Raw genomic sequence first — 25,478 nt, forward strand, 5'->3', positions numbered from 1 at the left:
TGTTACCTTATCATTAAATTTTAACTTGCATTACAATTTAGACTTATTCTACTTTCTATTATTCAGATAATAATCCAATAAAAACACTGTAGAACTATCATGTTTACTGATATTTTTGGTTTTTATTTCATTTTGAATATTTTTAGCTAAAACTTTTCCATACTCTACACCAAACTGGTCAAAGCTATAAATATTCCAAATTACACCTTGTACAAAGGTTTTATGCTCATATAAAGCAATCAATGCCCCTAAGTTTTTAGGCGTTAACTTACTAATCAACAATGTATTTGATGGTTTATTACCACAGAACTCTCTAAAATTACTTAAAAACTCACTATTATCTGATTCATAAACCTCTCCAGATTTACCTTTTAATAATGCTTCACTTTGTCCAAAAAAATTAGACATTAAAATATCGTGACTTGAATTTCCTTCAACAAAAGGATTAACAAAACCAATAAAATCAATTGGAATAACTTTTGTTCCTTGATGAAATAGCTGAAAAAAAGCATGCTGTGCAGAAACACCTACTTCTCCCCAAATCAAAGTTCCTGTTTGATAATTAACAGGTATTCCACTTCTATCTTTATTTTTTCCATTACTTTCCATTATCATTTGTTGAAGATGAGCAGGAAACTTTTCTAATACCTGACTATACGGAACAACAGCTTCTGTTTCATATCCATAAAAATTATTGTACCAAACACTTAAAAGCGCCATTATTACAGGTAAATTACTTTCGAATTCCGCGCTTTGGAAATGATTATCCATTTCATAAGCCCCTTTTAATAAAGCTTCAAAATTATCATATCCAACTGCTAAAGCCACAGACAAACCAACAGCACTCCACAAAGAAAACCTTCCTCCAACATAATCCCACATTGGATAAATATTCTCTTTATATAGTCCAAATTCTTCAGCTTCTTCAACTGAAGCAGATACACCTATAAAGTGTTTGTTAAAATCTTTTCCAACGAGTTCCTTCTCAATCCAACTTTTAATACGTTTAGCATTTTCAATTGTTTCTTGAGTAGTAAAGGTTTTAGAAACAATTAAAACTAATGTTGTAGCTGGATTTAATTGTTTTAAAACTGAATGCAAATAATCATCATCTACATTCGATATATAATGAATTCCTAAATCATTTCTATAATTCACTAATGCATTTACAACCATCTTAGGACCTAAATCAGATCCTCCAATACCAATATTAATTACATCTGTAAACTTCTGTCCAGTCGCTGATAAGTACTCTCCATTTAAAACTTTCTCTGTAAAATCTTTAATTCTCTTACGAGTTCCCTTTATATCTAATAATATATCTTCTCCTTCAATCTCAATTTTCTTATTATCAGAGAAGTCACGTAATGCTGTATGCAATACAGAACGATCTTCTGTTGCATTGATTTTAAAACCGTCAAACATTGCATTTATCGCGTCTTTCAAGCCTACTTCTTTGGCTAAGTCAAACAATAACGACAATGTTTCATCTGTAACTTTATTCTTAGAATAATCTAACAAAAACTCCTCCCATTTAACGCTCAAACTATTAGCTCTTTGAGGATCTTTCTCAAAAAGTTTTTGCATTTGAACAAACTCCATATCTCCAAAATGATTTCTCAACTCTTTCCAAGACTGAGTCCCAGACGGATTTATACTTTTTAACATTAGCTTTTTATATTCTTATTCTTCTTTAAACTTCTCACTAATCGTTTTATCTAATTCCGCTTTCAAAGGATTAATATGCTCTTTAAACGCAGGAATATTTTTTTTATCCATTGGCTCAGAATTCGGTAATGCTTGCCCCATTGGATCAACTTGAACCCCATTCTTCCAAAAACGATAGCACACATGCGGTCCAGTTGCTAACCCTGTACTTCCGACTAATCCGATTGTCTGTCCTTGATCAACGTACTGCCCAACCTTAACTAATATCTTTGACATATGTAAATACTGAGTCGAATATGTTCCGTTATGTCGAACCTTCACAAAGTTACCATTTCCTGCGGTATAACCAGCTCTTTCAACAACACCTGATGCTGTTGACATAATTGGTGTTCCCGTTGGAGCAGCGTAATCCGTTCCATTATGAGACTTCCATCTTTTCTGTACAGGATGAAATCTATTTTTAGAGTACTTTGATGTAATTCTAAAGAATTTTAAAGGAGCTTTTAAAAACATACTCTTCATTGGTCTTCCCTCTTCATCATAATAATCAACACCTTTTGCACCATTTCTTTTATATGGAAATGAATACAGATCTTTTCCTCTATATCTAAAATATGCTGCATCAATCTTAGAAATACCAACATAAATAGTATCATTTATATACTTCTCTTCAATGGTTACAGCAAACCTATCTTCTGGCTGTAACTTAAAAAAGTCTATTGACCAAGCAAATATTTGTGACATCTTAGTTGCTAACGATTGGTCAACTCCTTCTTTGCTAAGGCTTAATGATAAAGAACCATCAATTGTAGAAGCAACGGTACGTCTTTTTATGGTAACTGGATAAGTTTTTGTATATGCGTGAATAGTATCTCTCAAATCGATAACTTGATAACCTGAAATATTTGGATGATACACAAAAGCAGCAAGCTTTTCTTTTTCTTTTTTATATTTCACTAATGCATACGGCTGTCCTACACGAATATTTTTAACATTAAACGTGTCTTTTACCTTCGAAACAATATCATGTACTTCAGTAGCATTTAGATTATTATTACCAAAAATCTTTCCTAAATTATCACCGCTTCGAATGGTATCTTCAACTAATACATAGTCTTTCAAATTAAAACCATATAACTCGGCAACTACCTCTTCTGCGTTCTCATCTTCTACTTGTGGTTCAATAGTCGGCTCTTCTGTGTTTTTACACGAAAAAAGTGCCAACGAGACCATTATACTATATATAAATTGCTTCAAAATGTAAATTCTTTACTTCAACTTCTTTTCTAAACTAATCCCCAATTGTCTATTTCCTCTTTTGACCATAATTCTGGAAAAAATATACGTTTTTGATATTGTGGTAACATATACTTCTTCCAATCACTCCCCCCTGTTGCCTCTTTAACTCCTTTCACATCATCATCTAAATATTTTTCAGCTGTATGATAATGCCCCAATACCCAGGTCACATTTATTGTTTTATCTAAATGTCTCATCGCTTGTATTAATTCTTTATCACTACGAGCCGCTTCTGGCAACATTACAAATTTCTGCCATAAATTTGTTTTTTCATAGTCTTTCATGGCTTTAACAAAAATTTCACAATATTTATCTTCAAATGCCTTCAATAAATAAGACTTCTCACCTGTTCGATAATCTTTGCCTGCAGCCTGCCAGTATAAATATTCTAACGCTTCTTTTTCTGAAATATTTTCCTTTAATGTATCAACAAAACGTTTATCTATTAAATTATACCAATCGGTACAAGCAAACTCAATTAAACGATATTGACTACTTTGAAAACCACTTGCTGGAGCAAGTGTATTACGAAATTGTAAATATTGATCCTTACTCATCCCATCTTTCATAATGGAAAAAGAAGATGTTAGCATATCAAAATATCTACTTATACGATTAATCTTCTCTTTAAATAATTCAATCGTCAACTTATCATCTTCACAATTACTAACTTGGTTAATTTCCCAAAGTACCATTTTAAACAATAATTCATTAACCTGATGATACATTATAAACACCATTTCATCAGGAATTATTGTTCTCTGTGTTTGCAAATTCAACAATGCATCTGTTTGTATATAATCCCAATATGTTAAAGGCTTAGCATAGAGCATTCCTTTTATATGAGTTTCTGTCTTCAATCCTAACTCATCAAATCTATCTTCTAAGTCCGTATATAGATCAATAATTGTTTTCTCTTCCATTACTTTTCAAATTCAAGCTTACTAACTAAGTTTTTATACTCTTCTAAATCTGCTTTTAAGGATCCAACAGCTAAACTTGCTTTTATTCGAATAGGAACTTTATTATTATCTGCAGTTACCCATACTGTTAAGCTTTCTTTTTCTTTAAAAACTCTACCTGCCATAACGTAGGGTCTAAATTTCAATGTTTTTGTTCTCCCAAACTTAGTTTTCAAAATTTCTTCACCAAGATATTTTAGCTTAAAACGAAAAACTTCACCGTCAAAAAACATATCAATTTCAACAGACTCTCCTTGTTTCATAGTGTTCAAACCTGGATACTTTCTCAAATAATAGAAAGCAGAAACAATATCTTGAACATCTTTAACAACAGAATATTCTTTTTTTGTCTGTTTTTCTTTATCATGAACTAAGACCTTCATTGTTTTGTAATTAAAAACACCATCTTGATCTTTAGTATACCCTCCCTCATCAATTTTTCTAATAAAACGATGAGGAACAACACTTTTCTTTTCAAAATAACTTTCATAATTGTCATAGACTTTAAAGAAAGCTTTAGGCACACCTGTTGTATATCCAATGCCTTTTGCATGATATACAGGTATTCCATTATAAACTGTGTCTGTTAATTTCAGAGTAGCTATCCCTGCATTAAATATACCATAACTAATGCGGAATTTTAAATATTCACCAGTATCAAATGCCTTTGGCAAAGTCTGTGCAAATAAATAACTTGTACTTATAAGAAAAGCAACAAGTAAGAAGAGACGTTTTTTCATATTGGTCATATTTTATTCAAAAATAGCAAACAAAAAAACCCAGCCAAAGAAATGACTGAGTTTTTATGCTATTAACCAACCAAAAAACTATAAATTATGAAAAATTTATTACACTCAAATAAAGCTTATGACGACCTTATTTTTGCGAGTGCAAATGTATAGCTTTTTTTTAATTAAAACTACTGTCATTGCATTTTAACTAATCATTAACTTTACAAGCTTATTTGTTGGTCTTTTTAATATTTAATTAACTGAATTCTAAAGTGTTCCTCTTTTTTCTTGCTCACGTTCAATAGACTCAAACAAGGCCTTAAAGTTACCTGCTCCGAATCCACGAGCTCCCATTCGCTGAATAATTTCAAAAAACAAAGTTGGTCTATCCTCTACTGGCTTAGTAAAAATCTGTAATAAATACCCTTCTTCGTCAGCATCAATCATAATACCTAACTTTTGAAGCTCTTTAATATCTTCTTTCATCATATCCATATGAGATCCTAAACGTCGAGGAATATCATCATAATAAGCTTGTGGTGGTGCTGATAAAAACTCGACTCCTCTACTTTTCATTAACCCGACTGTACTTAAAATATCATCAGTAGCTACAGCAATATGTTGTACTCCTGGTCCATTATAAAAATCTAAATATTCTTCTACTTGAGATTTTTTCTTTCCTTCTGCAGGTTCGTTAATTGGGAACTTAATACGCCCATTCCCATTAGACATAACTTTACTCATCAACGCAGAATATTCTGTATTAATTTGTTTATCATCAAAAGACAAGAAATTCACAAAGCCCATTACATCTTCATACCAGTTAACCCACGTATTCATTTCATTCCATCCAACATTCCCTACCATATGATCAACATACTTCAATCCAACTGCAGTTGGATTATAATCACTTTCCCATTTTACAAATCCAGGTAAGAATATTCCTTTATAGTTTTTTCGCTCAACAAACATATGAACTGTTTCACCATAAGTATAAATACCAGCACGAACAGCTTCTCCAAATTCATCCTTTTCTACTATAGGTTCCATATACGACCTTGCGCCTCTACTTATCGTTTCCTCATATGCTTTACGAGCGTCCTCTACCCATAATGCTACAACTTTAACTCCATCACCATGTTCAACAATATGATTATTTAATTCTGACTCTGCAGTCAAAGGAGTTGTTAATACAATTCTAATTTTATCTTGCACTAAAACATAAGAAGCACGGTCTCTAACACCTGTTTCTAAGCCAGCATAAGCTAACGATTGAAATCCAAAAGCTGTCTTATAGAAATGCGCAGCTTGTTTAGCATTCCCTACAATAAACTCTACATAATCTGTCCCTAAAAGAGGTAAAAAATCTTGTGCTCCTTCAAATATCTTTTCTAAGCCAAACTCTACTGATTTAACTTCTCTGCTCATAATTTATAGTTTAATAGTTGTTGTGTTCTAAATTTCTGGATCTAACCACGATTGGTAATATTGCTCATCTGCAATTTCCATTGCCTCTTCTGTTAACATTAATGGTTTAAAAGTATCTACCATTACAGCTAATTCCTCTGTGCTCTTTTTACCTATAGAACGTTCTGCTGCACCAGGATGAGGACCATGTGGAATACCGGCTGGATGTAAAGAAATATGTCCTGCTTCAATATCATTTCTACTCATAAAATCTCCATCTACATAATATAAAACCTCATCACTATCAATGTTACTGTGATTATACGGTGCAGGAATTGCATCTGGATGGTAATCATATAAACGAGGAACAAATGAACAAATTACAAATGCATCTGTCTCAAATGTTTGATGAACAGGAGGTGGTTGGTGAACTCTTCCTGTAATAGGTTCAAAATCGTGAATAGAAAACGCATAAGGATAATTATAACCGTCATAGCCTACTACATCAAAAGGATGTGTAGCATAAACCATATCAAAAATTTCGTCTTGCTTTCTTACTTTTATCAAAAAGTCTCCTTTTTCATTATGAGTTTCTAAATGATTTGGTCTTCTTATATCACGCTCACAAAATGGAGAATGTTCTAAAAGTTGTCCAAACCAATTTCTATAACGTTTTGGAGTATAAATTGGTCGCCTTGACTCAACGATAAACAATCTGTTATCTTCAGTGTCAAAATCAATTTTATAAATAACACCACGTGGGATTAAAAGATAGTCCCCGTATTTGAAAGTTAAATTTCCAAGCATCGTGCGCAAGGTTCCTGTACCACGATGAATAAAAATCAACTCATCAGAATCTGTGTTTTTATAAAAATAATCATCGGTAGATTTTAAAGGCGCTGACAATACAATAGTACAATCACTATTGGTTAAAACAGCCTTTCTGCTTTTTAAAAAGTCTTCCTCTGGTTTTACCTGAAATCCTTTTAATCTATAAGATTGAATGTTATTAGCTTTCGCTATTTTTGGAGCAACACTATATTGTCCTAAAATCTTTTTAACCTGAGTTGGCCTGTGTTCGTGATACATATTAGTTGACATTCCATCAAATCCAATAGTTCCAAACAACTGTTCATAATACAACTCTCCATTTGGTTTTCTAAAAATAGTATGTCGCTTAGGAGGTATCTCTCCTAACTGATGATATAATGGCATAATTACTAAATATTTTTGGTTGGTAAATAAAATATCGTAAGTATGCTACCTCATTCTGGATCTCTCTTAATAAGGTACTTTAATAAAGCTAATAAGCCGTCCCATTGTGTTTTCATAATAACACAAATATCGACATTAAAATGAATTATGCAATTTTTAATCTAAATTTATTTCACATATACACAACAAATAGCTTTTATTAAAACCATATCCTTAAAACCAAAAACCAACTGAAAATACCGAATATGTTTTTCCTGTATCTGGTGAGTAAGTAAACTTAGCTTCAATTGGACCAATGATAGTTTGCATACCATATCCTACTGCATAACCAGTATATCTTGTTTTAGTAAACCAATCTCCACTGTTAAATATATCATCTCCTGCATTTGCATAGTTTGCTGAAATATTAATATGATGCTTTTTAAATATCTCATAATCAAACTGAACAGACCCCATTATATATGAATCTCCTCCAATACCTAATAAATCATAACCATAAAAAGGAACAATATTATCTCGCTCTGCAAATCCATACCCTCCTAAGAAATAACCAAAACCAATTGTTGGTAAAGTTCCTATAACAGCACCAAGTTTTGATTTCAAATCAACTGAAAGTTTATTTGTAATACGTGCAGCATATCCTATTTGACCTGTAATAGATGAGAAATTTTCAAAATTCCCTAAATAATCACTTGAATAAAAATAGTTTTTATACTCTCCTTTGAATAAGAACCCTTTTCTTGGAAAATATTTGTTGTCATAAGTATCAACAACAACATTAGCAAATCCTCCTAAATAATGACTACGATCGAATCGAGAATCTGCTGTATTTAAAGTTTTACTACGAATATCAAAAAAATGATGCTCAACCCCTATACTCAATAAATATTTTTGTTGATAAAAAGTTTGAAAATATAATCTATTCTCTAAATCCGCATAATTAATTCCAAACATTGAAGGAGGATTATCCATTTCAACAACACCTCCTGCTTCTAACAACATATTATAAGGTAAGTCTCTCTTAAATTGATTAAATTTAGAATTAAACCCTACACTCCAATAAAATCCATTATCGACAAAATAATTAAAATTATATCGCATATTGTCACCTAACCCAACATCTAACGAAGCTACATCACTCTTAGTAAAAAGATTCTTTTGAGTCACATTTACTAATGCAGCAGATTTATATAAAGCGTCATAGTGAATACCTAATTTTAAATAACGTTGAACAGGATTTTCTACTAATTCCATATCTAACGAATCCTCATCTCCATCCTTATTAAACACATAGGAAATACTACTAAAGTTTTCAGTTCCGTTTAATTGTGTAATACCTTTACTCAATTGCTCAAAACTAATTTTAGAATGAGGTTTAAAACCTAATTTACCATAAACATAGCGTCTTGTGTATTTCTCAAGACCATTAATATTAATATCTGAGACCTGAATAGAATCCGTATACTTTGGTACATATTGTTCTTTTAAAACATTAGGGTTTCCTCCTACTGTTTTTAATTCATCAATTACTTTATTTGCTGCTTCTGCTCCTTTATCAATAATAGCACGACCTTCATCAAAAGATACTACTGTATATCCAACAATATCTGGTTTAATATAAATATCAGTATGGGGCTGCTTTCCTTTCATTTGATTAATCGTAGAATAATTTGAAATTTGCAACAATAAATCTGGAGCTCCTTCAATTTCATCCATATTCTTCAACCCATCTTGAACATCAACACCAATAATAATATCAGCACCCATCTTACGTAATTCTTCTAAAGGATAATTATTGACAACCCCTCCGTCTATTAAATTATGCCCATCTATCAACACAGGAGCAAATAGCGAAGGAAAAGCTCCACTTGCTAAAATTGCTTGAGGCAAATATCCTTTATCTAAAACGATACCTTCTCCAGTTTCTAAATCTGTAGCAATACATAAGAATGGTGTATTTAACTTACTAAAATCGCGGACATCTCTAACATGAGCTAACAACTGATTCATCAAATTATAATTATACATCCCTCTTGATAACGCTTTAGGAAACCCTATTTTAAATTTATCAAAAGGTAATGTCAATGCATAAATTTCATCATTTTTTTTCTCATAGAAAGATTTAGATAAACGAGGTATATAATCTCTGATTAATGCAGAAACATCAATACTACTGAAAATAGAGTCTAATTCAGAAGCTGTATAACCAGAAGCATACAACCCTCCAACTATAGCTCCCATACTTGTCCCTGCAATATAATCTACCTTTACTCCTTGTTCTTCTAAAACTTTTAATACTCCAATATGTGCTAATCCTTTAGCTCCACCTCCACTCATCACCAAACCAACTTTTGGCCTTTTCTCTTCTTGAGATTGACCATAAATCACTGTATTTGCAACGATACTAACTAATATTAAAAGTATTAACTTACGCATGATTCTCAATTATTTAAATATCCCTCTAATGTAACTTAAAAAACTCAAAAACAATCTTGCCTTTTGATTTTCCTATAACTTTTTCTAATTCTTCTAAGCTTGCTTCTTTAATACGTTTCACAGATTTGAAATAATTAAATAAACTTGTTTTTGTTTTCTCACCTACACCTTTAATGTTATCTAACTCACTTGTAATTGCATTCTTACTACGTTGATTTCTATGAAATGTCAATCCAAATCTATGTGCTTCATCTCTTAAATGAATAATAACCTTCATCGTTTCTGAACGCTTATCCAAATACAAAGGAAAACTATCTCCTGGATAAAATATCTCTTCTAAACGTTCGGCTAAACTTATTACAGGTACTTTCCCTCGCAAACCTAAACTTTCTAAACTTTTTAAAGCTACACCTAACTGTCCTTTTCCCCCATCTATTACAATCAAATCAGGCAATGGCTGTTTCTCTTCTAAAACTCGCTTATATCTTCGATAAACGATTTCCTCCATTGAATCATAATCATTAGGACCTTCAACTGTTTTTACATTAAAATGGCGATAATCTTTCTTACTTGGCTTACCATCTTTAAAAACAACACAAGCAGCAACCGGATTAGTCCCTTGTATATTTGAGTTATCAAAACACTCTATATGACGTGGTTCATTATGCAAGCGCAAATCTTTCTTCATTTGTTGCATGATACGATTCACGTGTCTCTCTGGATCAACAATCTTAATCTGCTTCATTAAATCCATACGGTAAAATTTAGCATTTCTCTCTGATAATTCTAATATACGTTTCTTATCACCTAATTTAGGCACTGTAATATGTATACCCTCCGCCACTTCAACATCAAATGGCACAATAACCTCCTTTGATGTCAAGTTAAATCGTTCTCTCAATTCTGTAATTGCTAATTCTAATAACTCTACATCAGTTTCGTCCAATTTCTTTTTTACTTCCATAGTATGTGAACGAATAATTGAACCATACGATACTTGCAAAAAGTTTATATAGGCAGCTGATTCATCAGAAATTATAGAGAAAACATCTATATTACTAATCTTCGGATTTATAATCGTTGATTTTGCTTGGTAATTCTCAAGTAAATCTACTTTCTCTTTTACTTTTTGGGCCTCTTCATATTTCATATCTGAAGCTAATTCCATCATATAATCCTTAAACCCTCTCAAACTTTCTTTGAAATTACCTTTCAGAATATCCCTAATATCTTTTATCTTCTTATCATATTGCATATCGCTTTCATACTCTTGACAAGGACCCGCACAATTACCTATGTGATATTCTAAACAAACTTTAAACTTACCAGATCGAACATTTGTAGTTGATAGATCATAGTTACAGGTTCTTAAGGGATACAATTCTTTTATTAATTCTAAAAGCGTATGAACTGTCTTTATATTGGTATAAGGTCCGAAATACTCTGAACCATCCTTAATCATTCTACGTGTCATAAAAACACGAGGAAATGGCTCTCGCTTAATACAAATCCAAGGATATGATTTATCATCTTTTAAAAGAACATTATACCTTGGTTGTAATCGCTTAATCAAATTGTTTTCTAACAATAATGCATCTGTTTCTGTAGGAACAACAATATGTTTTATTGTTTCTATTTTCTTAACTAATACATTTGTCTTTGCATTGTCGTGAACTTTATTAAAATAAGAACTTACCCTCTTTTTTAAATTTTTAGCCTTTCCTACATATAAGATCTTATCTTCCTTATCAAAATATTGGTAAACCCCAGGTTGATCAGGCAGTGTTTGTATTTGTAATGCTAAAGACGGTTTTATTGGCATTGGGTATGACTTTTTATTTGATAACAAAAATAACATTATTTTATCGCTATGCCATCTATTATACAGATCAACTATTTGACCATCCAGAGCTTCAAATATTTTTTAAATAAAAACTACTTTTTCCTATCTTCACATTTCAAAAAAAAGCTATGACTATACTTGACGAAACTATTTTACCTGGAGAAACAAAAACACTTAATTTAGAAATAGCACGTTTACACACAGCAACTAAACTTAAGATACCAGTAATTGTTTCAAGGGCCAAAGAAGACGGACCAACAGTTTTATTATCAGCAGGCCTTCACGGAGATGAAATTAATGGCGTAGATATCGTTAGACAAATTGTTCATTCTAAAATTAACATTCCTAAAAAAGGAACTATTATCTGTATACCTGTTATCAACATATTTGGTTTCATTAACAAATCAAGAGAGTTTCCTGATGGAAGAGATATGAATAGAGTTTTCCCAGGAAGTAAAAATGGATCACTTGCAGGTAGATTTGCATATCACTTAATTCAGTATATTCTTCCTTATGTTGATTACGCTATTGATTTCCATGCAGGGGGGCAAAGTAGATTTAATGCTCCTCAATTACGTATAACTCCAGACAATAAAGAATTAGAAGATTTAGCAACAATCTTTAATCCTCCTTTTTTACTGTATTCAAACCAAATATCTGGTTCTTTTAGGAATGCTTGTGCCAAGAAAGGTATCAAAATGTTATTATTTGAAGGAGGTAAATCATTAGATATAAATAGTGATGTTTCGACAATGGGAGTAGAAGGAACAAAACGATTCTTAAAAGCTTTTGATATGCTTCGAGATAACTTCCTTATTGAAAAAGCAACAGAAAAAATGACTATTATTACAAATTCTGTTTGGGTACGTGCTAAAAAATCAGGGCTTTTACACGATCAAGTAAAAATTGGTACTTTCGTAGAAAAAGGTCAAGTATTAGCAGAAATATCTGACCCCTATGGAAACGAAAATACACTTATTAAAGCTCCGAATAAAGGATATGTAATAAATGTTAATGATGCACCTATTGTTTACCAAGGAGATGCTGTTTTTCACATTTCTAAAAACATAAAATAATGAATAAAGAAGAACTAAGAATTAAATACAAAGCACTACGCGATAACTTATCAAGTGATGAAATAGAAGACTTAAGTTTACATATCGCTAACCGAGCACTACAATTACCGATTTGGAACAAAAGTAATTACCATCTTTTTTTGAGTATCACAGATAAAAAAGAAATTAATACTGAGTACCTTCTACAAATATTAGCAGGAAAAGACAAGAATGTGATTTTGTCGAAATCCAATTTTAAAGAAGGAACCTTAACAAACTTCTTACTAACTGATAATACTACAATCAAAATAAACTCTTATGGCATTCCTGAACCTGTTGATGGAATACAAGTACCAGAGCAGCAAATAGACGTAGTTTTTATTCCTCTATTAGCTTTTGACAAACAAGGAAATCGAATTGGATACGGAAAAGGTTTCTATGATCGTTTTTTAGAAAAATGTAATCCTAATATCCTCAAAATAGGAGTAAGTTTTTTTGAACCTGAAGATTATATTAATGACATACAATCTAATGATGTTCCATTAGATTTCTGCATTACTCCAAATACAACATATACTTTTTAAAAAGTTGCACACTAAAGTTCTACTTCTGAAAAACACGTACACATAATTTATTATTATTTACTTTCAGCAGTCCCAAACTCAAGCTATCAAATTAAAAAAAGAATAACAACAAAAAAGGGCCTCCAAATCGGAAGCCCTTTTTATACTTTATATGTCGTTTATTTCTTAAACACTTTCTTATTAAAAACAATTAGAATACCTACTCCAACTGAAATCGCAACATCCGCAATATTAAAGATTGCATTAAAAAAAGTAAAATCATTACCTCCTACAAATGGCAACCAGCTTGGTAAATTACCTCTCCAAATGGGAAAATAAAACATATCTACTACTTTTCCATGAAACCAAGTCCCATATGGCTTATCTGTAAATATAGTTGCTAATTGATGTGTACTATCATCAAATATTACTCCATAAAAAACAGAATCTAAAATATTACCTACCGCCCCTGCTAATATTAAAGCAATAGCGACTATTAGATAATTAGAAGCTTTTTTATTAATAGAATCACTTAACCACCACGCAATACCTCCTACAGCAACAATTCGAAAAGCTGTTAAAGCTAACTTACCATATATACCTGGTAACTCAACTCCCCACGCCATCCCATCATTCTCAATGAAATGTATACGAAACCAGTTAAAAACAACATATTCATCATTTAATACAAAAGTAGTTTTTATATAAATTTTCAATACCTGATCTAAAACTAATACAAGTAGAACAAGCAAGTAAGCTCTCTTTAAAGACATTTTTTCTTATTTACGCAAGGAACAAATGTATATTATTTTATTAGATAAAAAAAGCGCTCTTTTAGAGCGCTTTTAATTTTATTAAAGATTAACGTTGCATATTTTTTGCTTCAATACTCATTGTAGCATGAGGCACTAACTTCAATCTCTCCTTGTCAATCAATTTACCTGTAACTTTACAGATACCATACGTTTTGTTTTCGATACGAACTAAAGCATTTCTTAAGTCGCGAATAAACTTTTCTTGACGAATTGCCAATTGAGCATTTGCTTCTTTAGACATTGTTTCACTTCCTTCTTCGAATGCCTTGAATGTTGGAGAGGTATCATCTGTACCATTATTCAAATCATTCATATAGGCGCTTTTGATCAATTCTAAATCCGCTTGAGCTTTATCAATCTTAGCTGTAATCAACATTTTAAATTCCGCCAAATCCGCATCAGAATAACGTACTAATTCACCTATGTCTTTCATGATTTTAATTATTTTAAAATTAACACTCGTGTCTTTAGCTCATCGAACTCTACATCAACACCTTCTACTAATTCAGTAGTAAATTCTAATGTATGAGTCAACGTTTCAGATTTTATGTAATCTTCATTCGCTAAAACAGCCTCTTTTATTTCTTTTTCTTCTTTTATTACAACTTTAATTTTATCTGTAACTTCAAATCCAGAGTCTTTTCTAATATTCTGAATTCTATTTACTAATTCTCTTGCAATTCCTTCGCTTCTTAATTCTGGGCTAATTGTTATATCTAATGCCACTGTTAATCCACTATCATTTGCAACTAACCATCCTTCAATGTCTTGAGATGTAATTTCCACATCTGACAATGTTAAGATAATGCTTTTTTCTAATAATTTAACATTAATCTCTCCATTTCTTTCAATTTCAGAAATATTTTCTTGTGTAAACTTCTGTATCTCCTTAGCTATCAATCCCATATCTTTTCCAAAACGTGGTCCTAATGTTTTGAAATTAGGTTTAATCTGCTTAACTAAGATTCCTGAAGCATCATCTAAAAGTTCAATTTCTTTTACATTCACCTCTGCTTTAACAAGATCCGCAATTAATTCAATCTCTCCTCTTTGTTTTTGATCCAAAATAGGAATCATAATTCTTTGAAGAGGTTGACGAACTTTTATCATTTCTTTCTTACGTAGAGACAATACTAAAGATGAGATAACTTGTGCTTTTTGCATTCTGCTTTCTAAATCTTTATCTACAACTTCTTCTTCAAAAACTGGAAACTCTGCCAAATGTACTGATTCAAATCCTTCTGAAGATGTCGTTAATGTTAAGTCTCTGTAAAGTTTATCCATAAAAAATGGAGCAATTGGAGATCCTAATTTTGCAACAGTAATTAAACATGTGTACAATGTTTGGTATGCAGCAATCTTATCTTGTGCATATTCTCCCTTCCAGAATCTTCTTCTACATAAACGAACATACCAGTTACTTAGGTTTTCTGTTACGAAATCAGTAATTGCTCTCGCTGCTTTTGTTGGCTCATACTCTGCATAAAACTCATCTACACGTTTTACAAGTGTGTTTAATTCAGATAAAATCCAACGATCAATCTCTGGTCTATCTTTCAATGGAACATCTTGTTCTTCATACTTAAACCCATCAATATTAGCATATAACGCAAAGAATGAATAAGTATTATATAGTGTTCCGAAGAATTTTCTTCTAACTTCTGTAATACCATCTAAATCAAACTTCAAATTATCCCATGGATTTGCATTTGATATCATATACCAACGTGTTGCATCTGGTCCGTGTTCAGCTAAGGTATCAAATGGATCTACAGTGTTACCTAAACTCTTAGACATTTTCAATCCATTCTTATCTAAAACTAAACCATTAGACACAACATTCTTATATGCTTTTGTATCAAATACAAGCGTAGCAATTGCGTGTAAAGTATAGAACCATCCACGTGTTTGATCTACTCCTTCTGCAATGAAATCAGCTGGGTATGATAAGTTATTATCAATCAACTCTTTATTTTCAAAAGGATAGTGCCATTGTGCATAAGGCATAGACCCTGAATCAAACCATACATCAATAAGATCTGCTTCACGATACATTGGTTTACCTGAAGGTGACACTAAAACAATATTATCAACAACATTTTTATGCAAATCAACTTTGTCATAATTCTCTTCAGTCATATCTCCAACTACGAATCCTTCAAATGGGTTCCCTTGTTGATGTCCTGCTTGTTGTGACTTTTCAATTTCAGTCATCAATTCTTCTACTGAACCAATGATCATCTCTTCAGTCTTATCCTCTGTTCTCCAAATTGGCAATGGAATACCCCAATAACGAGATCTCGATAAGTTCCAGTCATTCGCGTTTTTCAACCAATTTCCAAAACGTCCTTCTCCTGTTGCTTTTGGTTTCCAATTCACCTCTTCGTTTAATTCAAACATACGTTCTTTTACTTCCGTAATTTTAATAAACCAAGAATCTAAAGGATAGTATAATACAGGTTTATTAGTTCTCCAACAATGTGGGTAACTGTGAACGTATTTTTCTACTTTAAATGCTTTATTTTCTTCTTTTAAACGAATCGCAATTTCTACATCTACAGAACGCTCTGGAGCTTGTCCTTCATCGTAGTATTCATTTTTTACATATTTCCCTGCAAGGTCTCCCATTTCTTTAACAAAACGTCCTTGTAAGTCAACTAATGGAACTGCGTTACCATCTGCGTCTAAAATTAACATCGCTGGTACCTCTGGCGTAGCTTCTTTTGCTACTTTAGCATCATCCGCTCCAAATGTAGGTGCTGTATGAACAATACCAGTACCGTCTTCTGTTGTAACAAAATCACCTGAAATTACTCTAAAAGCATTCTCTGGTGTTTGATACGGCAAAGTATACGGTAATAATTGCTCATATTTTGTTCCTACTAAATCAGCTCCTTTAAAATCTTTAACTACTAAGAATGGTATTTTTTTATCTCCTTCTTTGTACGCATTCAATTCTTCTTCTGTTGAAACTTCAACAAACTTCCCAGCAAATTGCTTTCCTACTAATGGTTTCCCAAGAACAACATTTATAGCATCCCCTGTATATTGATTAAATGATTTTACCAACACATAATCGATTTTCGGACCTACTGTTAATGCTGTATTTGAAGGCAATGTCCATGGTGTAGTTGTCCAAGCTAAGAAATGAATTGTTCCAAATCCTTGTAAGAACTCTGGCAATGTTTCATCTATCGCTTTAAACTGAGCTACAATCGTAGTATCTGTAATATCTTTATAACATCCAGGTTGATTAATCTCGTGAGAAGACAATCCTGTCCCTGCTTTTGGTGAATATGGCTGAATAGTGTACCCTTTATAAATCAAATCTTTTTTATAGATTTCTTTTAAAAGCCACCATACTGTTTCCATATATTTCGGTTTATATGTAACATATGGATCATTCATATCAACCCAATACCCCATTTTCTCAGTAAGATCATTCCACAAGTCAGTGTAGCGCATTACTGTACGCTTACATGCTTGATTGTACTCCTCTACTGTGATTTTTGTACCAATATCTTCTTTCGTTATTCCTAACTCTTTCTCTGTTCCTAACTCAACTGGTAATCCGTGAGTATCCCATCCGGCCTTACGCTTTACTTGATATCCTTTTTGAGTTTTGTATCGACAAAAAATATCTTTAATTGCACGAGCCATTACGTGGTGAATCCCTGGCTTACCATTAGCTGAAGGTGGTCCTTCAAAAAATACAAAAGGCTTATTATCATCTCTTGTACTAATACTTTTTTCGAATATTGATTGTTCTTTCCAAAACTCCAGCATCTCTGATGCTACCCCTGACAAATCAAGACCCTTATATTCTGTAAATTTAGTGCTCATCGTTGTTAACTATAATATTTTTTATCAATTGCGCGAATTTAAACAAATTACTTCAATTCCATCCTAATTAATTGGCAGAAAAACCATTAAAAAACAATTAGAGTGAAAAAACTTCTTGTAAAACCTCTAAAGATTTTGGCTTTCTAAAATCACTCACGTGTTGCTCATAGTAACTTATCAATAGCTTTAGAAGCTTTTTCCTATCTAATCCTGTAAAAACTTTTTGTTCTTTATTAAACCCAAGATTTACTAACCTTTTTAAAAGTATTGTCTCTTCTTCATCTACACAAACAGGTGTAAAATGATTTGTAAAAACTCCTCCTTCAAGATCAAAATAAAAACAATCTATGTCTTTTATTGCTGGGTAAAAACCATAAAACTTACTAATCTCTAATAACAATATTAAATGAAAGTTATATGTTTCATCATGGGTATCAAACCATAATAAAGCAGTTTCTAAAAAAGTGTAAAAACTAAGATCTTTCACTCGATCTTTTATCAAATTGTGTAATACTTCTGCTACAAAAATCGCAATACAATTCTTAGCATAATCGTAATAAATTGTTTGGTACACATTTCCTAACTTCACTTCTTTAAAATACTCTAATCCTCCTTTGTTTTTAAAAGTAAAATCAATCTCTAACATTGTTAAAGGCTGAAAATAGGCTATTTTCTGCGCACTTTTCCCTTTTGAAAAAGCATTGCGTACAAAAAAAGACAATACTCCTTCTTCTTCTGTTAGGCATTTCACAATCAAACTTTTATCTTGATATTTTAAAACACTTAATACAATCGCCTTTGTCTTAACCTGCATTCCTTCTTATTTAATTGCAATATACTCAAACTACTTATAAAAAAAGCAGTATAAACACACTCCTCAAATATAAGTTTTAAAATATGATTTATTCTAATAATCAAGTCATTGAATATGATTTCTGCCTTTTTTCATAACCTAATCGAAATCTATCCTTTCCTATCGACTAATCAATATCAAAATTCATAGCTTTGCAATTACTATGAAAAAATTGAAAATGAAAAAAATAATTTACACCTTACTAATTCCTATCGTTTTTGGAAGCTGTACTAAGAACACTAACTTCGCATTTGAAGAAAGAGAGTTTAGCAGAAAATCATCTTTAAACTGCACTACTGAAAACTGCACAGAAATTACAATCAATGCTGCTATTATTGTTTCCCCTGACAATTCTGCTTCCCAATTAATTAACAAAAGCAATATTGCGTTAATTAACGAACTACTGCCTTTTACAGATAATGGAACTAATGTTAATCAATACGAAGAAATAACAAATACTTTCATCTATGCTTATGAAGAAATTGCTCAAAAGTTCCCTACAGACGCTTTTCCTTGGAAAGCAACAGTATCAAATAATATAACTTTTTACAATCACGAATTAATAAGCTTTGCCATTGAATACTACACCTATTCAGGTGGTGCACACGGATTTAAGGGAGAAAAAGCTATACATTACAATCCTAATAATGGCCATATATATACTAACGAAGAACTCTTTTCTGATTGGCAAGGTTTTCAACAACTTGTAAAATCACAGCTTCGCTCTAAAATTGGAAGTGACCAAGATAGTATACTATTTGATGATGATCAATTTAAAATGCCAGAAGACATCTTTTTTTATGAAGACTCAATTATAGCATATTACAATAGTTTCGATATTTCAGCTTTTTCTGATGAACCTGTTAAAATTGAAATCCCAAAAATTCAAGCAGATACTTTTCTGAAAATAAAATTGGAACCAATAGCAACAAACGAATAATAGTAAACTAAATTTACAAACGAATAAAAAGCACTTTTAGACTTTGAGTATCTATAAAAAAATATTTAAACAGACTGCCATCTATGGATTAGCCGCTGTGTTCCCGAAGGTTATAGGATTTTTTCTTGTTCCTTTTCACACAGAAGTAATGCAGAATGACGCATATGGACAGTACAATGTCGTATATGCCATTTTAATGTTCTTTAATGTTATCCTTGCTTTTGGTATGGAGACTGCTTTCTTTAGGTTTTATAATCTACAAGAAAACAAAAAGGAAGTATTCAATAATGCATTGCTTTTCTTATCAATAACTACATTGCTTTTCTTAGGAATTGCTTTACTAACAGAAGATTTCTGGGCTACTTTTTTAAATATCCCATCTGAAATTCTACAATATGTAATTTGGATATTGGTACTTGATGCATTAGTTATTATTCCTTTTGCAAAACTAAGAGCAAATCAACGTCCAATGGTTTATAGCGCTATTAGAATTGGGAATGTCTGTATTTATACATTCTTAAATGTGTTTTTCCTATATTTCTTGCCAAAATTAAGCATTGCTTATCCTGAAACTATTTTTGATAAAATCTATATTAAAAACTATCAAGTATCCTATATTTTTATAGCTAATCTTGTAGCAAGCTTACTTACATTCATTGTTTTCTATAAAGATTATTTGACAATTAAGTTGAAGTTTAATAAAGTACTGGGAAAGGAAATGATGCGTTATGGAGTTCCCATTATGATCGGAGGACTTGCTTTTGCAATCAATGAAAGTTTTGATAAAATTCTTCTGGAAAGATTACTTCCAGCAGATATTGCATTATCTGAAGTTGGAAAATATGCTGCTTGTTATAAACTCGGTCTTTTTATGGTTCTTTTTAGACAAGCATATACACTTGGAATTGAACCATTCTTTTTCAACTATGCTAAAAATGATGATGCCCCAACTAAATACGCTACAATAACAAAGTACTTTACTATTTTCGGAAGTGCTATTCTCTTAGGAGTTGTTGTCTTTTCTGATATTTTAAAAGTATTATTTATAAGAAATGAATCGTATTGGGATGCTATGGCTGTAGTTCCTTTAATTTTATTAGCCAATTTCTGTATGGGTATTTATACAAACCTATCTGTATGGTACAAGTTAAGAGACAAGACAATGGTAGGCGCTTATATCTCAATATTTGGAGCTATTCTAACCCTTGTCTTCAACTATTTCCTTATTCCTTTTTGGGGATATATAGGATCTGCTATTGCAACTTTAATAGCCTATGCTTCAATGATGCTAATTTCATACTTAATGGGACAGAAATATTACCCTATACCTTATGATAAAAAGGCTATCTCTGGATATTTAGGTTTAGCTGTCGTTCTATCATTTGGATATTTTTACTTCTTTAGAGAAAACTATTTTGTGGGAGTTACAGCAATATTAGTATACGCTCTTATAGTCTTTAAAAGCGAACAAAAAATAATCAAAAGTATCTTGAAAAGATAACCCTCTATTTCTTAATTGATTATAAACAAACTATATTATTTTCCATAATAACCTAAATATTTTTTTTGCAGAAATAAAAAAACATTTTATATTTGCACCGCAATAAAGGTAAAACAACCTTCCTCCTTAGCTCAGTTGGTTAGAGCATCTGACTGTTAATCAGAGGGTCCTTGGTTCGAGCCCAAGAGGGGGAGCATTTAAAAAAAGCCAGTCTTACGACTGGCTTTTTTTGTTTTATACTATTTCTCAAAATCAGAACTCAGTTATTAATACACTTAAACAACATTTATCATAACTGAGATAACCTGCCCTATTTTATACTTCATCAAACTAAACAGGTACTTGCTACATTTTGAGTATTTCAAAGACAAACCTCAATAAACAACGATTCATATACTTACGTCGTAAAAGTTTCTCAAAAGGCCTATAAGAAGCCCTAATCAGTACAAATAAGAAGCTAAATCAAAAAGCCCCTTACATAATTTATGTAAGGGGCTTTTTATATAATCAATTTAGCAATACATTTTAGTTTGCTAAGATAATAATCTTATTATCGCTCAACTCTAACGTTCCAAGGTTGATAGGTAAATGATAAGTATCTTTACTTACTTGTTGAAATTTCGAGCTAAAAGCTGGTGCAATAGAAATGTTTTGCCCTGTAAACTTTACGTTTCCTTTTGTTAGAATCGAAACAATAGGAGCGTGATTGTTTAACATTTGAAACTCTCCTTTTGCTCCTGGAACAGATACAGAAGTAACTTCTCCAGTGAATAAAGTTGCCTCAGGTGATACAATTTCTAATTTCATAATGATATTTTTAAAATGTGATTAGACTATAATTCAGCAAGCATTTTCTCTCCAGCCTCAATTGCTTCATCAATTGAACCTTTTAAGTTGAAAGCAGCTTCTGGGAAACGGTCTAATTCACCATTGATAATCATATTAAATCCTCTGATAGTATCTTTAATGTCTACTAAAACTCCAGGGATACCAGTAAACTGTTCTGCTACGTGGAATGGTTGAGACAAGAAACGTTGAACACGACGAGCTCTATGTACAGCTAATTTATCTTCTTCAGATAACTCTTCCATACCTAAGATCGCGATAATATCTTGTAATTGTTTGTATTTTTGAAGGATTTCTTTCACACTTTGCGCACAAGCATAATGCTCTTTTCCTAAAATTTCTGGAGTTAAAATACGAGAAGAAGACTCTAATGGGTCTACTGCAGGGTAAATACCTAACTCAGCAATTTTACGTGACAATACTGTTGTAGCATCCAAGTGAGCGAAAGTTGTCGCTGGTGCCGGGTCAGTTAAGTCATCCGCAGGTACATATACCGCTTGTACTGATGTAATCGATCCTTTTTTAGTTGATGTAATACGCTCTTGCATCGCACCCATTTCTGTTGCTAAAGTTGGTTGGTAACCTACTGCAGAAGGCATACGCCCTAATAATGCAGATACCTCAGAACCAGCTTGAGTAAAACGGAAAATGTTATCTACGAAGAAAAGTACGTCTTTTCCTTGGTCATCTCCAGCTCCATCACGGAAGAATTCAGCGATAGTTAAACCTGATAAAGCAACACGTGCACGTGCTCCTGGTGGCTCATTCATCTGTCCGAATACGAACGTAGCTTTTGAATCTTTCATTCCTGGTCTATCTACTTTAGATAAATCCCATCCTCCATTTTCCATAGAGTGCATGAAATCATCTCCGTATTTAATAATACCAGACTCTAACATCTCACGTAATAAGTCATTCCCCTCACGTGTACGTTCTCCAACACCTGCGAATACAGATAAACCTCCGTGTCCTTTTGCGATGTTGTTAATTAATTCTTGAATCAATACTGTTTTTCCTACTCCAGCACCTCCAAATAATCCAATTTTACCCCCTTTTGAGTAAGGTTCAATTAAGTCGATTACTTTAATTCCTGTGAATAATACTTCAGTTGAAGTTGATAAATCTTCAAATTTCGGAGCAGCACGGTGAATAGGTAAACCACTATTTCCTTCTTTAGGAAGGTTTCCAAGACCATCAATAGCGTCTCCTACTACATTAAACAATCTACCGAATACATCTTTTCCAATTGGAACTTGGATTGGTGAACCTGTAGAAACTACTTCATAACCTCTACTTAAACCGTCTGTAGAGTCCATTGAAATTGTTCTTACTGTATCTTCTCCAATGTGTGATTGTACCTCAAGTACTAATTTAGAACCATCTGGTTTTGTGATTTCTAATGAATCATAAATTCTTGGAAGTTCGGCGTTTTCAGAGTTGAATATCACGTCAACTACTGGTCCGATAACTTGCGCAACTTTTCCTGTAACTTTAGACATTGCTTATGTATTTATTTAACAGCTATTTACGTTTAATGAAAAAATCTACTTTTTCAGAGTGCAAAGATAGTTTTTTTCTCTGAATATTAAAAAGTTTGAAATTTTATTTTTATACAAAATAAAAGCGGACTGTTTTTTAGCCCGCTTTTTGTGATTATTCAACCGTTACTGACTTAGCTAAGTTTCTTGGTTGATCGACATTACACTCTCTCAACACTGCAATGTGATATGAAAGTAATTGTAATGGAATTGTCGTTAAAATTGGAGTCAAAGCTTCAGAAATACCTGGAACCTCAATAACGTGGTCAGCTAATTCTCTAACTTGTTTATCTCCTTTTGTTACTACAGCAATAATTTTTCCATTTCTTGCTTTAATCTCTTGAATATTACTCACCACTTTGTCATAGTGATTTTGATTTGGAGCAATTACAATAACTGGCATATGCTCATCAATTAAGGCAATTGGTCCGTGTTTCATCTCTGCAGCCGGATATCCTTCTGCATGGATGTAAGAGATTTCTTTTAGTTTTAGAGCTCCTTCCAAAGCAACTGGGTAGTTATATCCTCTACCTAAGTATAAACAGTTTGTAGCGTCTTTATAAACTTCCGAAATTTTTAAAATCTCGTCATTTTGCGTTAACGCCTCTTCTACTCTTTCTGGAATAATAGATAACTCGTGTAAGTATTTTAAATACTCTGAATTCGCAAGCGTACCTTTCGCTTTAGCTAATCTTAGAGCAATCAAAGTAAGTACTGTAATTTGAGTTGTAAATGCTTTTGTTGAAGCTACTCCAATTTCTGGTCCGGCGTGTGTATATGCTCCGGCGTGTGTCTCTCTTGCAATTGAAGACCCAACTACATTACAAACACCAAATACGAATGCTCCCTTTTCTTTTGCTAATTTAATAGCTGCTAACGTATCTGCAGTTTCTCCTGATTGAGAGATTGCAATTAATACATCTGATGAATCTATAATTGGGTTTCTATATCTAAACTCAGATGCATACTCTACTTCTACTGGTATTCTTGCAAATTCCTCTATTACATATTCTGCAACTAAGGCAGCGTGCCACGATGTACCACAAGCTGCAATAATGATTCTTTTTGCATTTAAGAACTTATCGATATTGTCTTCAATACCTGCCATTCTAATTAAACCTTGATCTGCTAATAAACGACCTCTAAAAGTATCTTTAATTACTTCTGGTTGCTCGTAAATTTCTTTCAACATAAAGTGCTCATAGCCATTTTTCTCAATTTGCTCTAAGTTTAATTGTAACTCTTGAACATAATGAGTAACCAATGAATCATCTTTAATTTTACGAATACGCAAAGGTTTATGTAATCTAATAATTGCCATTTCTTCATCTTCTAAATAAATAGCATTATTAGTATACTCTATAAATGGAGAAGCATCAGAAGTAATGAAGTATTCATTTTCACCAATTCCAATTGCTAATGGGCTCCCTAAACGAGCTGCAATAATTTCATTTGGTTTCTTAATATCCATTACTGCAATTGCATATGCACCTACTACTTGGTTTAATGCAATCTGAACAGCTTTTCCTAATTTTACTTTTTGTGTTTTTTGAACGTCCTCAATTAAGTTAATCAATACTTCTGTATCAGTTTCTGATTTAAAAGTATATCCTCTTTTAATTAATTCTTGTTTTAGAGAATCATAATTCTCAATAATTCCATTGTGGATGATAACTAATTCTCCTGAATTAGAAAAGTGTGGGTGAGAATTCACATCATTTGGAACACCGTGTGTAGCCCATCTTGTATGACCTATACCAACAGTTCCTTTTTTTACTGCATCATCACTCTTTTCCTCTAAGTCGGCAACCTTCCCTTTTGTCTTGCAAAGGTTTATTTTCTCTCCATCAAATGTCGCAAGTCCAGCAGAATCATATCCTCTGTACTCAAGTCTTGTTAACCCTTTAATTATCACAGGGTATGCGTCGCGATGTCCTATGTATCCAACAATTCCACACATAAT

19 protein-coding genes and 1 tRNA gene are annotated in these 25,478 nt (G+C 32.3%); 5 read left to right on the top strand and 15 right to left on the bottom strand.

From position 1 onward, the window contains the following. Positions 1-48: 48 nt before the first annotated feature. The 8 genes from pgi to uvrC form a co-directional block, all read right to left on the bottom strand. Entirely contained in the window at positions 49-1,668 is a 1,620-nt protein-coding gene (gene pgi, locus GQS07_RS03680) for a glucose-6-phosphate isomerase (RefSeq protein WP_158209658.1), read from the bottom strand. 15 nt (positions 1,669-1,683) lie between these two features. Continuing rightward, on the bottom strand, positions 1,684-2,925 hold the full coding sequence (locus GQS07_RS03685) for a M23 family metallopeptidase (protein WP_158209659.1): 1,242 nt from the start codon (positions 2,923-2,925) through the stop codon (positions 1,684-1,686). 29 nt (positions 2,926-2,954) lie between these two features. Next, complete coding sequence (locus tag GQS07_RS03690) at positions 2,955-3,890, bottom strand: tryptophan 2,3-dioxygenase family protein (protein WP_410505301.1); 936 nt, start codon at positions 3,888-3,890, stop codon at positions 2,955-2,957. Beyond that, the gene (locus tag GQS07_RS03695) at positions 3,890-4,669 is read right to left on the bottom strand and encodes a DUF3108 domain-containing protein (RefSeq protein WP_158209660.1); all 780 of its coding nucleotides are present in this window, start codon (positions 4,667-4,669) and stop codon (positions 3,890-3,892) included. Before GQS07_RS03695 ends, GQS07_RS03690 begins: the two co-directional genes overlap by 1 nt. 258 nt (positions 4,670-4,927) lie before the next feature. Then, a complete protein-coding gene (gene hppD, locus GQS07_RS03700; protein ID WP_158209661.1) occupies positions 4,928-6,088 on the bottom strand; it encodes a 4-hydroxyphenylpyruvate dioxygenase in 1,161 nt (386 codons plus the stop codon). Positions 6,089-6,115: 27 nt separating this feature from the next. Then, positions 6,116-7,282 carry a homogentisate 1,2-dioxygenase gene (locus GQS07_RS03705; protein ID WP_158209662.1) on the bottom strand — a complete coding sequence of 389 codons (1,167 nt, stop codon included), beginning with the start codon at positions 7,280-7,282 and terminating at the stop codon, positions 6,116-6,118. Positions 7,283-7,495: 213 nt separating this feature from the next. Beyond that, complete coding sequence (locus GQS07_RS03710; protein ID WP_158209663.1) at positions 7,496-9,718, bottom strand: patatin-like phospholipase family protein; 2,223 nt, start codon at positions 9,716-9,718, stop codon at positions 7,496-7,498. Between the two features lie 25 nt (positions 9,719-9,743). Continuing rightward, positions 9,744-11,540, bottom strand: a complete 1,797-nt coding sequence (uvrC, locus tag GQS07_RS03715; RefSeq protein ID WP_158209664.1) for an excinuclease ABC subunit UvrC — start codon at positions 11,538-11,540, stop codon at positions 9,744-9,746. Positions 11,541-11,689: 149 nt separating this feature from the next. On the opposite strand from uvrC, the gene GQS07_RS03720 reads away from it, so the two are divergent. Together GQS07_RS03720 and GQS07_RS03725 are read left to right on the top strand one after the other, a co-directional pair. Beyond that, on the top strand, positions 11,690-12,637 hold the full coding sequence (locus tag GQS07_RS03720; protein ID WP_158209665.1) for a succinylglutamate desuccinylase/aspartoacylase family protein: 948 nt from the start codon (positions 11,690-11,692) through the stop codon (positions 12,635-12,637). Then, positions 12,637-13,200 carry a 5-formyltetrahydrofolate cyclo-ligase gene (locus tag GQS07_RS03725; RefSeq protein ID WP_158209666.1) on the top strand — a complete coding sequence of 188 codons (564 nt, stop codon included), beginning with the start codon at positions 12,637-12,639 and terminating at the stop codon, positions 13,198-13,200. The genes GQS07_RS03720 and GQS07_RS03725 overlap by 1 nt, the downstream gene beginning before the upstream one ends. Before the next feature lie 158 nt (positions 13,201-13,358). On the opposite strand, the gene GQS07_RS03730 is transcribed toward GQS07_RS03725, so the two are convergent. From GQS07_RS03730 to recO, 4 genes are all read right to left on the bottom strand, one after another. Further along, positions 13,359-13,952 carry a lipoprotein signal peptidase gene (locus GQS07_RS03730; protein WP_158209667.1) on the bottom strand — a complete coding sequence of 198 codons (594 nt, stop codon included), beginning with the start codon at positions 13,950-13,952 and terminating at the stop codon, positions 13,359-13,361. Positions 13,953-14,040: 88 nt separating this feature from the next. Beyond that, entirely contained in the window at positions 14,041-14,427 is a 387-nt protein-coding gene (locus GQS07_RS03735) for a TraR/DksA family transcriptional regulator (protein WP_090404270.1), read from the bottom strand. A gap of 8 nt (positions 14,428-14,435) precedes the next feature. Next, a complete protein-coding gene (gene ileS / locus GQS07_RS03740; RefSeq protein ID WP_158209668.1) occupies positions 14,436-17,837 on the bottom strand; it encodes an isoleucine--tRNA ligase in 3,402 nt (1,133 codons plus the stop codon). Between the two features lie 97 nt (positions 17,838-17,934). Further along, positions 17,935-18,651 (bottom strand): DNA repair protein RecO, encoded by a 717-nt coding sequence (gene recO / locus GQS07_RS03745; RefSeq protein WP_158209669.1) that lies wholly within the window; start codon positions 18,649-18,651, stop codon positions 17,935-17,937. A gap of 217 nt (positions 18,652-18,868) precedes the next feature. Here recO and GQS07_RS03750 point away from each other — a divergent pair, with 217 nt between their 5' ends. From GQS07_RS03750 to GQS07_RS03760, 3 genes are all read left to right on the top strand, one after another. After that, complete coding sequence (locus GQS07_RS03750; RefSeq protein WP_158209670.1) at positions 18,869-19,630, top strand: PdaC/SigV domain-containing protein; 762 nt, start codon at positions 18,869-18,871, stop codon at positions 19,628-19,630. Between the two features lie 43 nt (positions 19,631-19,673). Beyond that, positions 19,674-21,131 (top strand): oligosaccharide flippase family protein, encoded by a 1,458-nt coding sequence (locus tag GQS07_RS03755; RefSeq protein ID WP_158209671.1) that lies wholly within the window; start codon positions 19,674-19,676, stop codon positions 21,129-21,131. Between the two features lie 120 nt (positions 21,132-21,251). Then, positions 21,252-21,325, top strand: a tRNA-Asn gene (locus GQS07_RS03760). A 331-nt stretch (positions 21,326-21,656) separates the two neighbouring features. Here GQS07_RS03760 and GQS07_RS03765 read toward each other — a convergent pair. The 3 genes from GQS07_RS03765 to glmS form a co-directional block, all read right to left on the bottom strand. Continuing rightward, on the bottom strand, positions 21,657-21,938 hold the full coding sequence (locus GQS07_RS03765) for a F0F1 ATP synthase subunit epsilon (RefSeq protein WP_090404279.1): 282 nt from the start codon (positions 21,936-21,938) through the stop codon (positions 21,657-21,659). Between the two features lie 26 nt (positions 21,939-21,964). Beyond that, entirely contained in the window at positions 21,965-23,476 is a 1,512-nt protein-coding gene (gene atpD, locus GQS07_RS03770) for a F0F1 ATP synthase subunit beta (protein ID WP_158209672.1), read from the bottom strand. Between the two features lie 154 nt (positions 23,477-23,630). Next, a complete protein-coding gene (gene glmS, locus GQS07_RS03775; RefSeq protein WP_158209673.1) occupies positions 23,631-25,475 on the bottom strand; it encodes a glutamine--fructose-6-phosphate transaminase (isomerizing) in 1,845 nt (614 codons plus the stop codon). Positions 25,476-25,478 lie beyond the last annotated feature (3 nt).

This window comes from Myroides phaeus, from assembly GCF_009799805.1.
Lineage (GTDB): Bacteria > Bacteroidota > Bacteroidia > Flavobacteriales > Flavobacteriaceae > Flavobacterium > Flavobacterium phaeum_A.

Bases quoted from the DNA above. Each gene is read 5' to 3' on its own strand.
- GQS07_RS03730 (WP_158209667.1), bottom strand. From the start codon at position 13,952: ATGTCTTTAAAGAGAGCTTACTTGCTTGTTCTACTTGTATTAGTTTTA.
- GQS07_RS03720 (WP_158209665.1), top strand. From the start codon at position 11,690: ATGACTATACTTGACGAAACTATTTTACCTGGAGAAACAAAAACACTT.
- uvrC (WP_158209664.1), bottom strand. From the start codon at position 11,540: ATGCCAATAAAACCGTCTTTAGCATTACAAATACAAACACTGCCTGAT.
- hppD (WP_158209661.1), bottom strand. From the start codon at position 6,088: ATGAGCAGAGAAGTTAAATCAGTAGAGTTTGGCTTAGAAAAGATATTT.
- ileS (WP_158209668.1), bottom strand. From the start codon at position 17,837: ATGAGCACTAAATTTACAGAATATAAGGGTCTTGATTTGTCAGGGGTA.
- GQS07_RS03750 (WP_158209670.1), top strand. From the start codon at position 18,869: ATGAAAAAAATAATTTACACCTTACTAATTCCTATCGTTTTTGGAAGC.
- GQS07_RS03765 (WP_090404279.1), bottom strand. From the start codon at position 21,938: ATGAAATTAGAAATTGTATCACCTGAGGCAACTTTATTCACTGGAGAA.
- atpD (WP_158209672.1), bottom strand. From the start codon at position 23,476: ATGTCTAAAGTTACAGGAAAAGTTGCGCAAGTTATCGGACCAGTAGTT.
- GQS07_RS03735 (WP_090404270.1), bottom strand. From the start codon at position 14,427: ATGAAAGACATAGGTGAATTAGTACGTTATTCTGATGCGGATTTGGCG.
- GQS07_RS03690 (WP_410505301.1), bottom strand. From the start codon at position 3,890: ATGGAAGAGAAAACAATTATTGATCTATATACGGACTTAGAAGATAGA.
- GQS07_RS03725 (WP_158209666.1), top strand. From the start codon at position 12,637: ATGAATAAAGAAGAACTAAGAATTAAATACAAAGCACTACGCGATAAC.
- glmS (WP_158209673.1), bottom strand. From the start codon at position 25,475: ATGTGTGGAATTGTTGGATACATAGGACATCGCGACGCATACCCTGTG.
- recO (WP_158209669.1), bottom strand. From the start codon at position 18,651: ATGCAGGTTAAGACAAAGGCGATTGTATTAAGTGTTTTAAAATATCAA.
- GQS07_RS03705 (WP_158209662.1), bottom strand. From the start codon at position 7,282: ATGCCATTATATCATCAGTTAGGAGAGATACCTCCTAAGCGACATACT.
- GQS07_RS03710 (WP_158209663.1), bottom strand. From the start codon at position 9,718: ATGCGTAAGTTAATACTTTTAATATTAGTTAGTATCGTTGCAAATACA.
- pgi (WP_158209658.1), bottom strand. From the start codon at position 1,668: ATGTTAAAAAGTATAAATCCGTCTGGGACTCAGTCTTGGAAAGAGTTG.
- GQS07_RS03695 (WP_158209660.1), bottom strand. From the start codon at position 4,669: ATGAAAAAACGTCTCTTCTTACTTGTTGCTTTTCTTATAAGTACAAGT.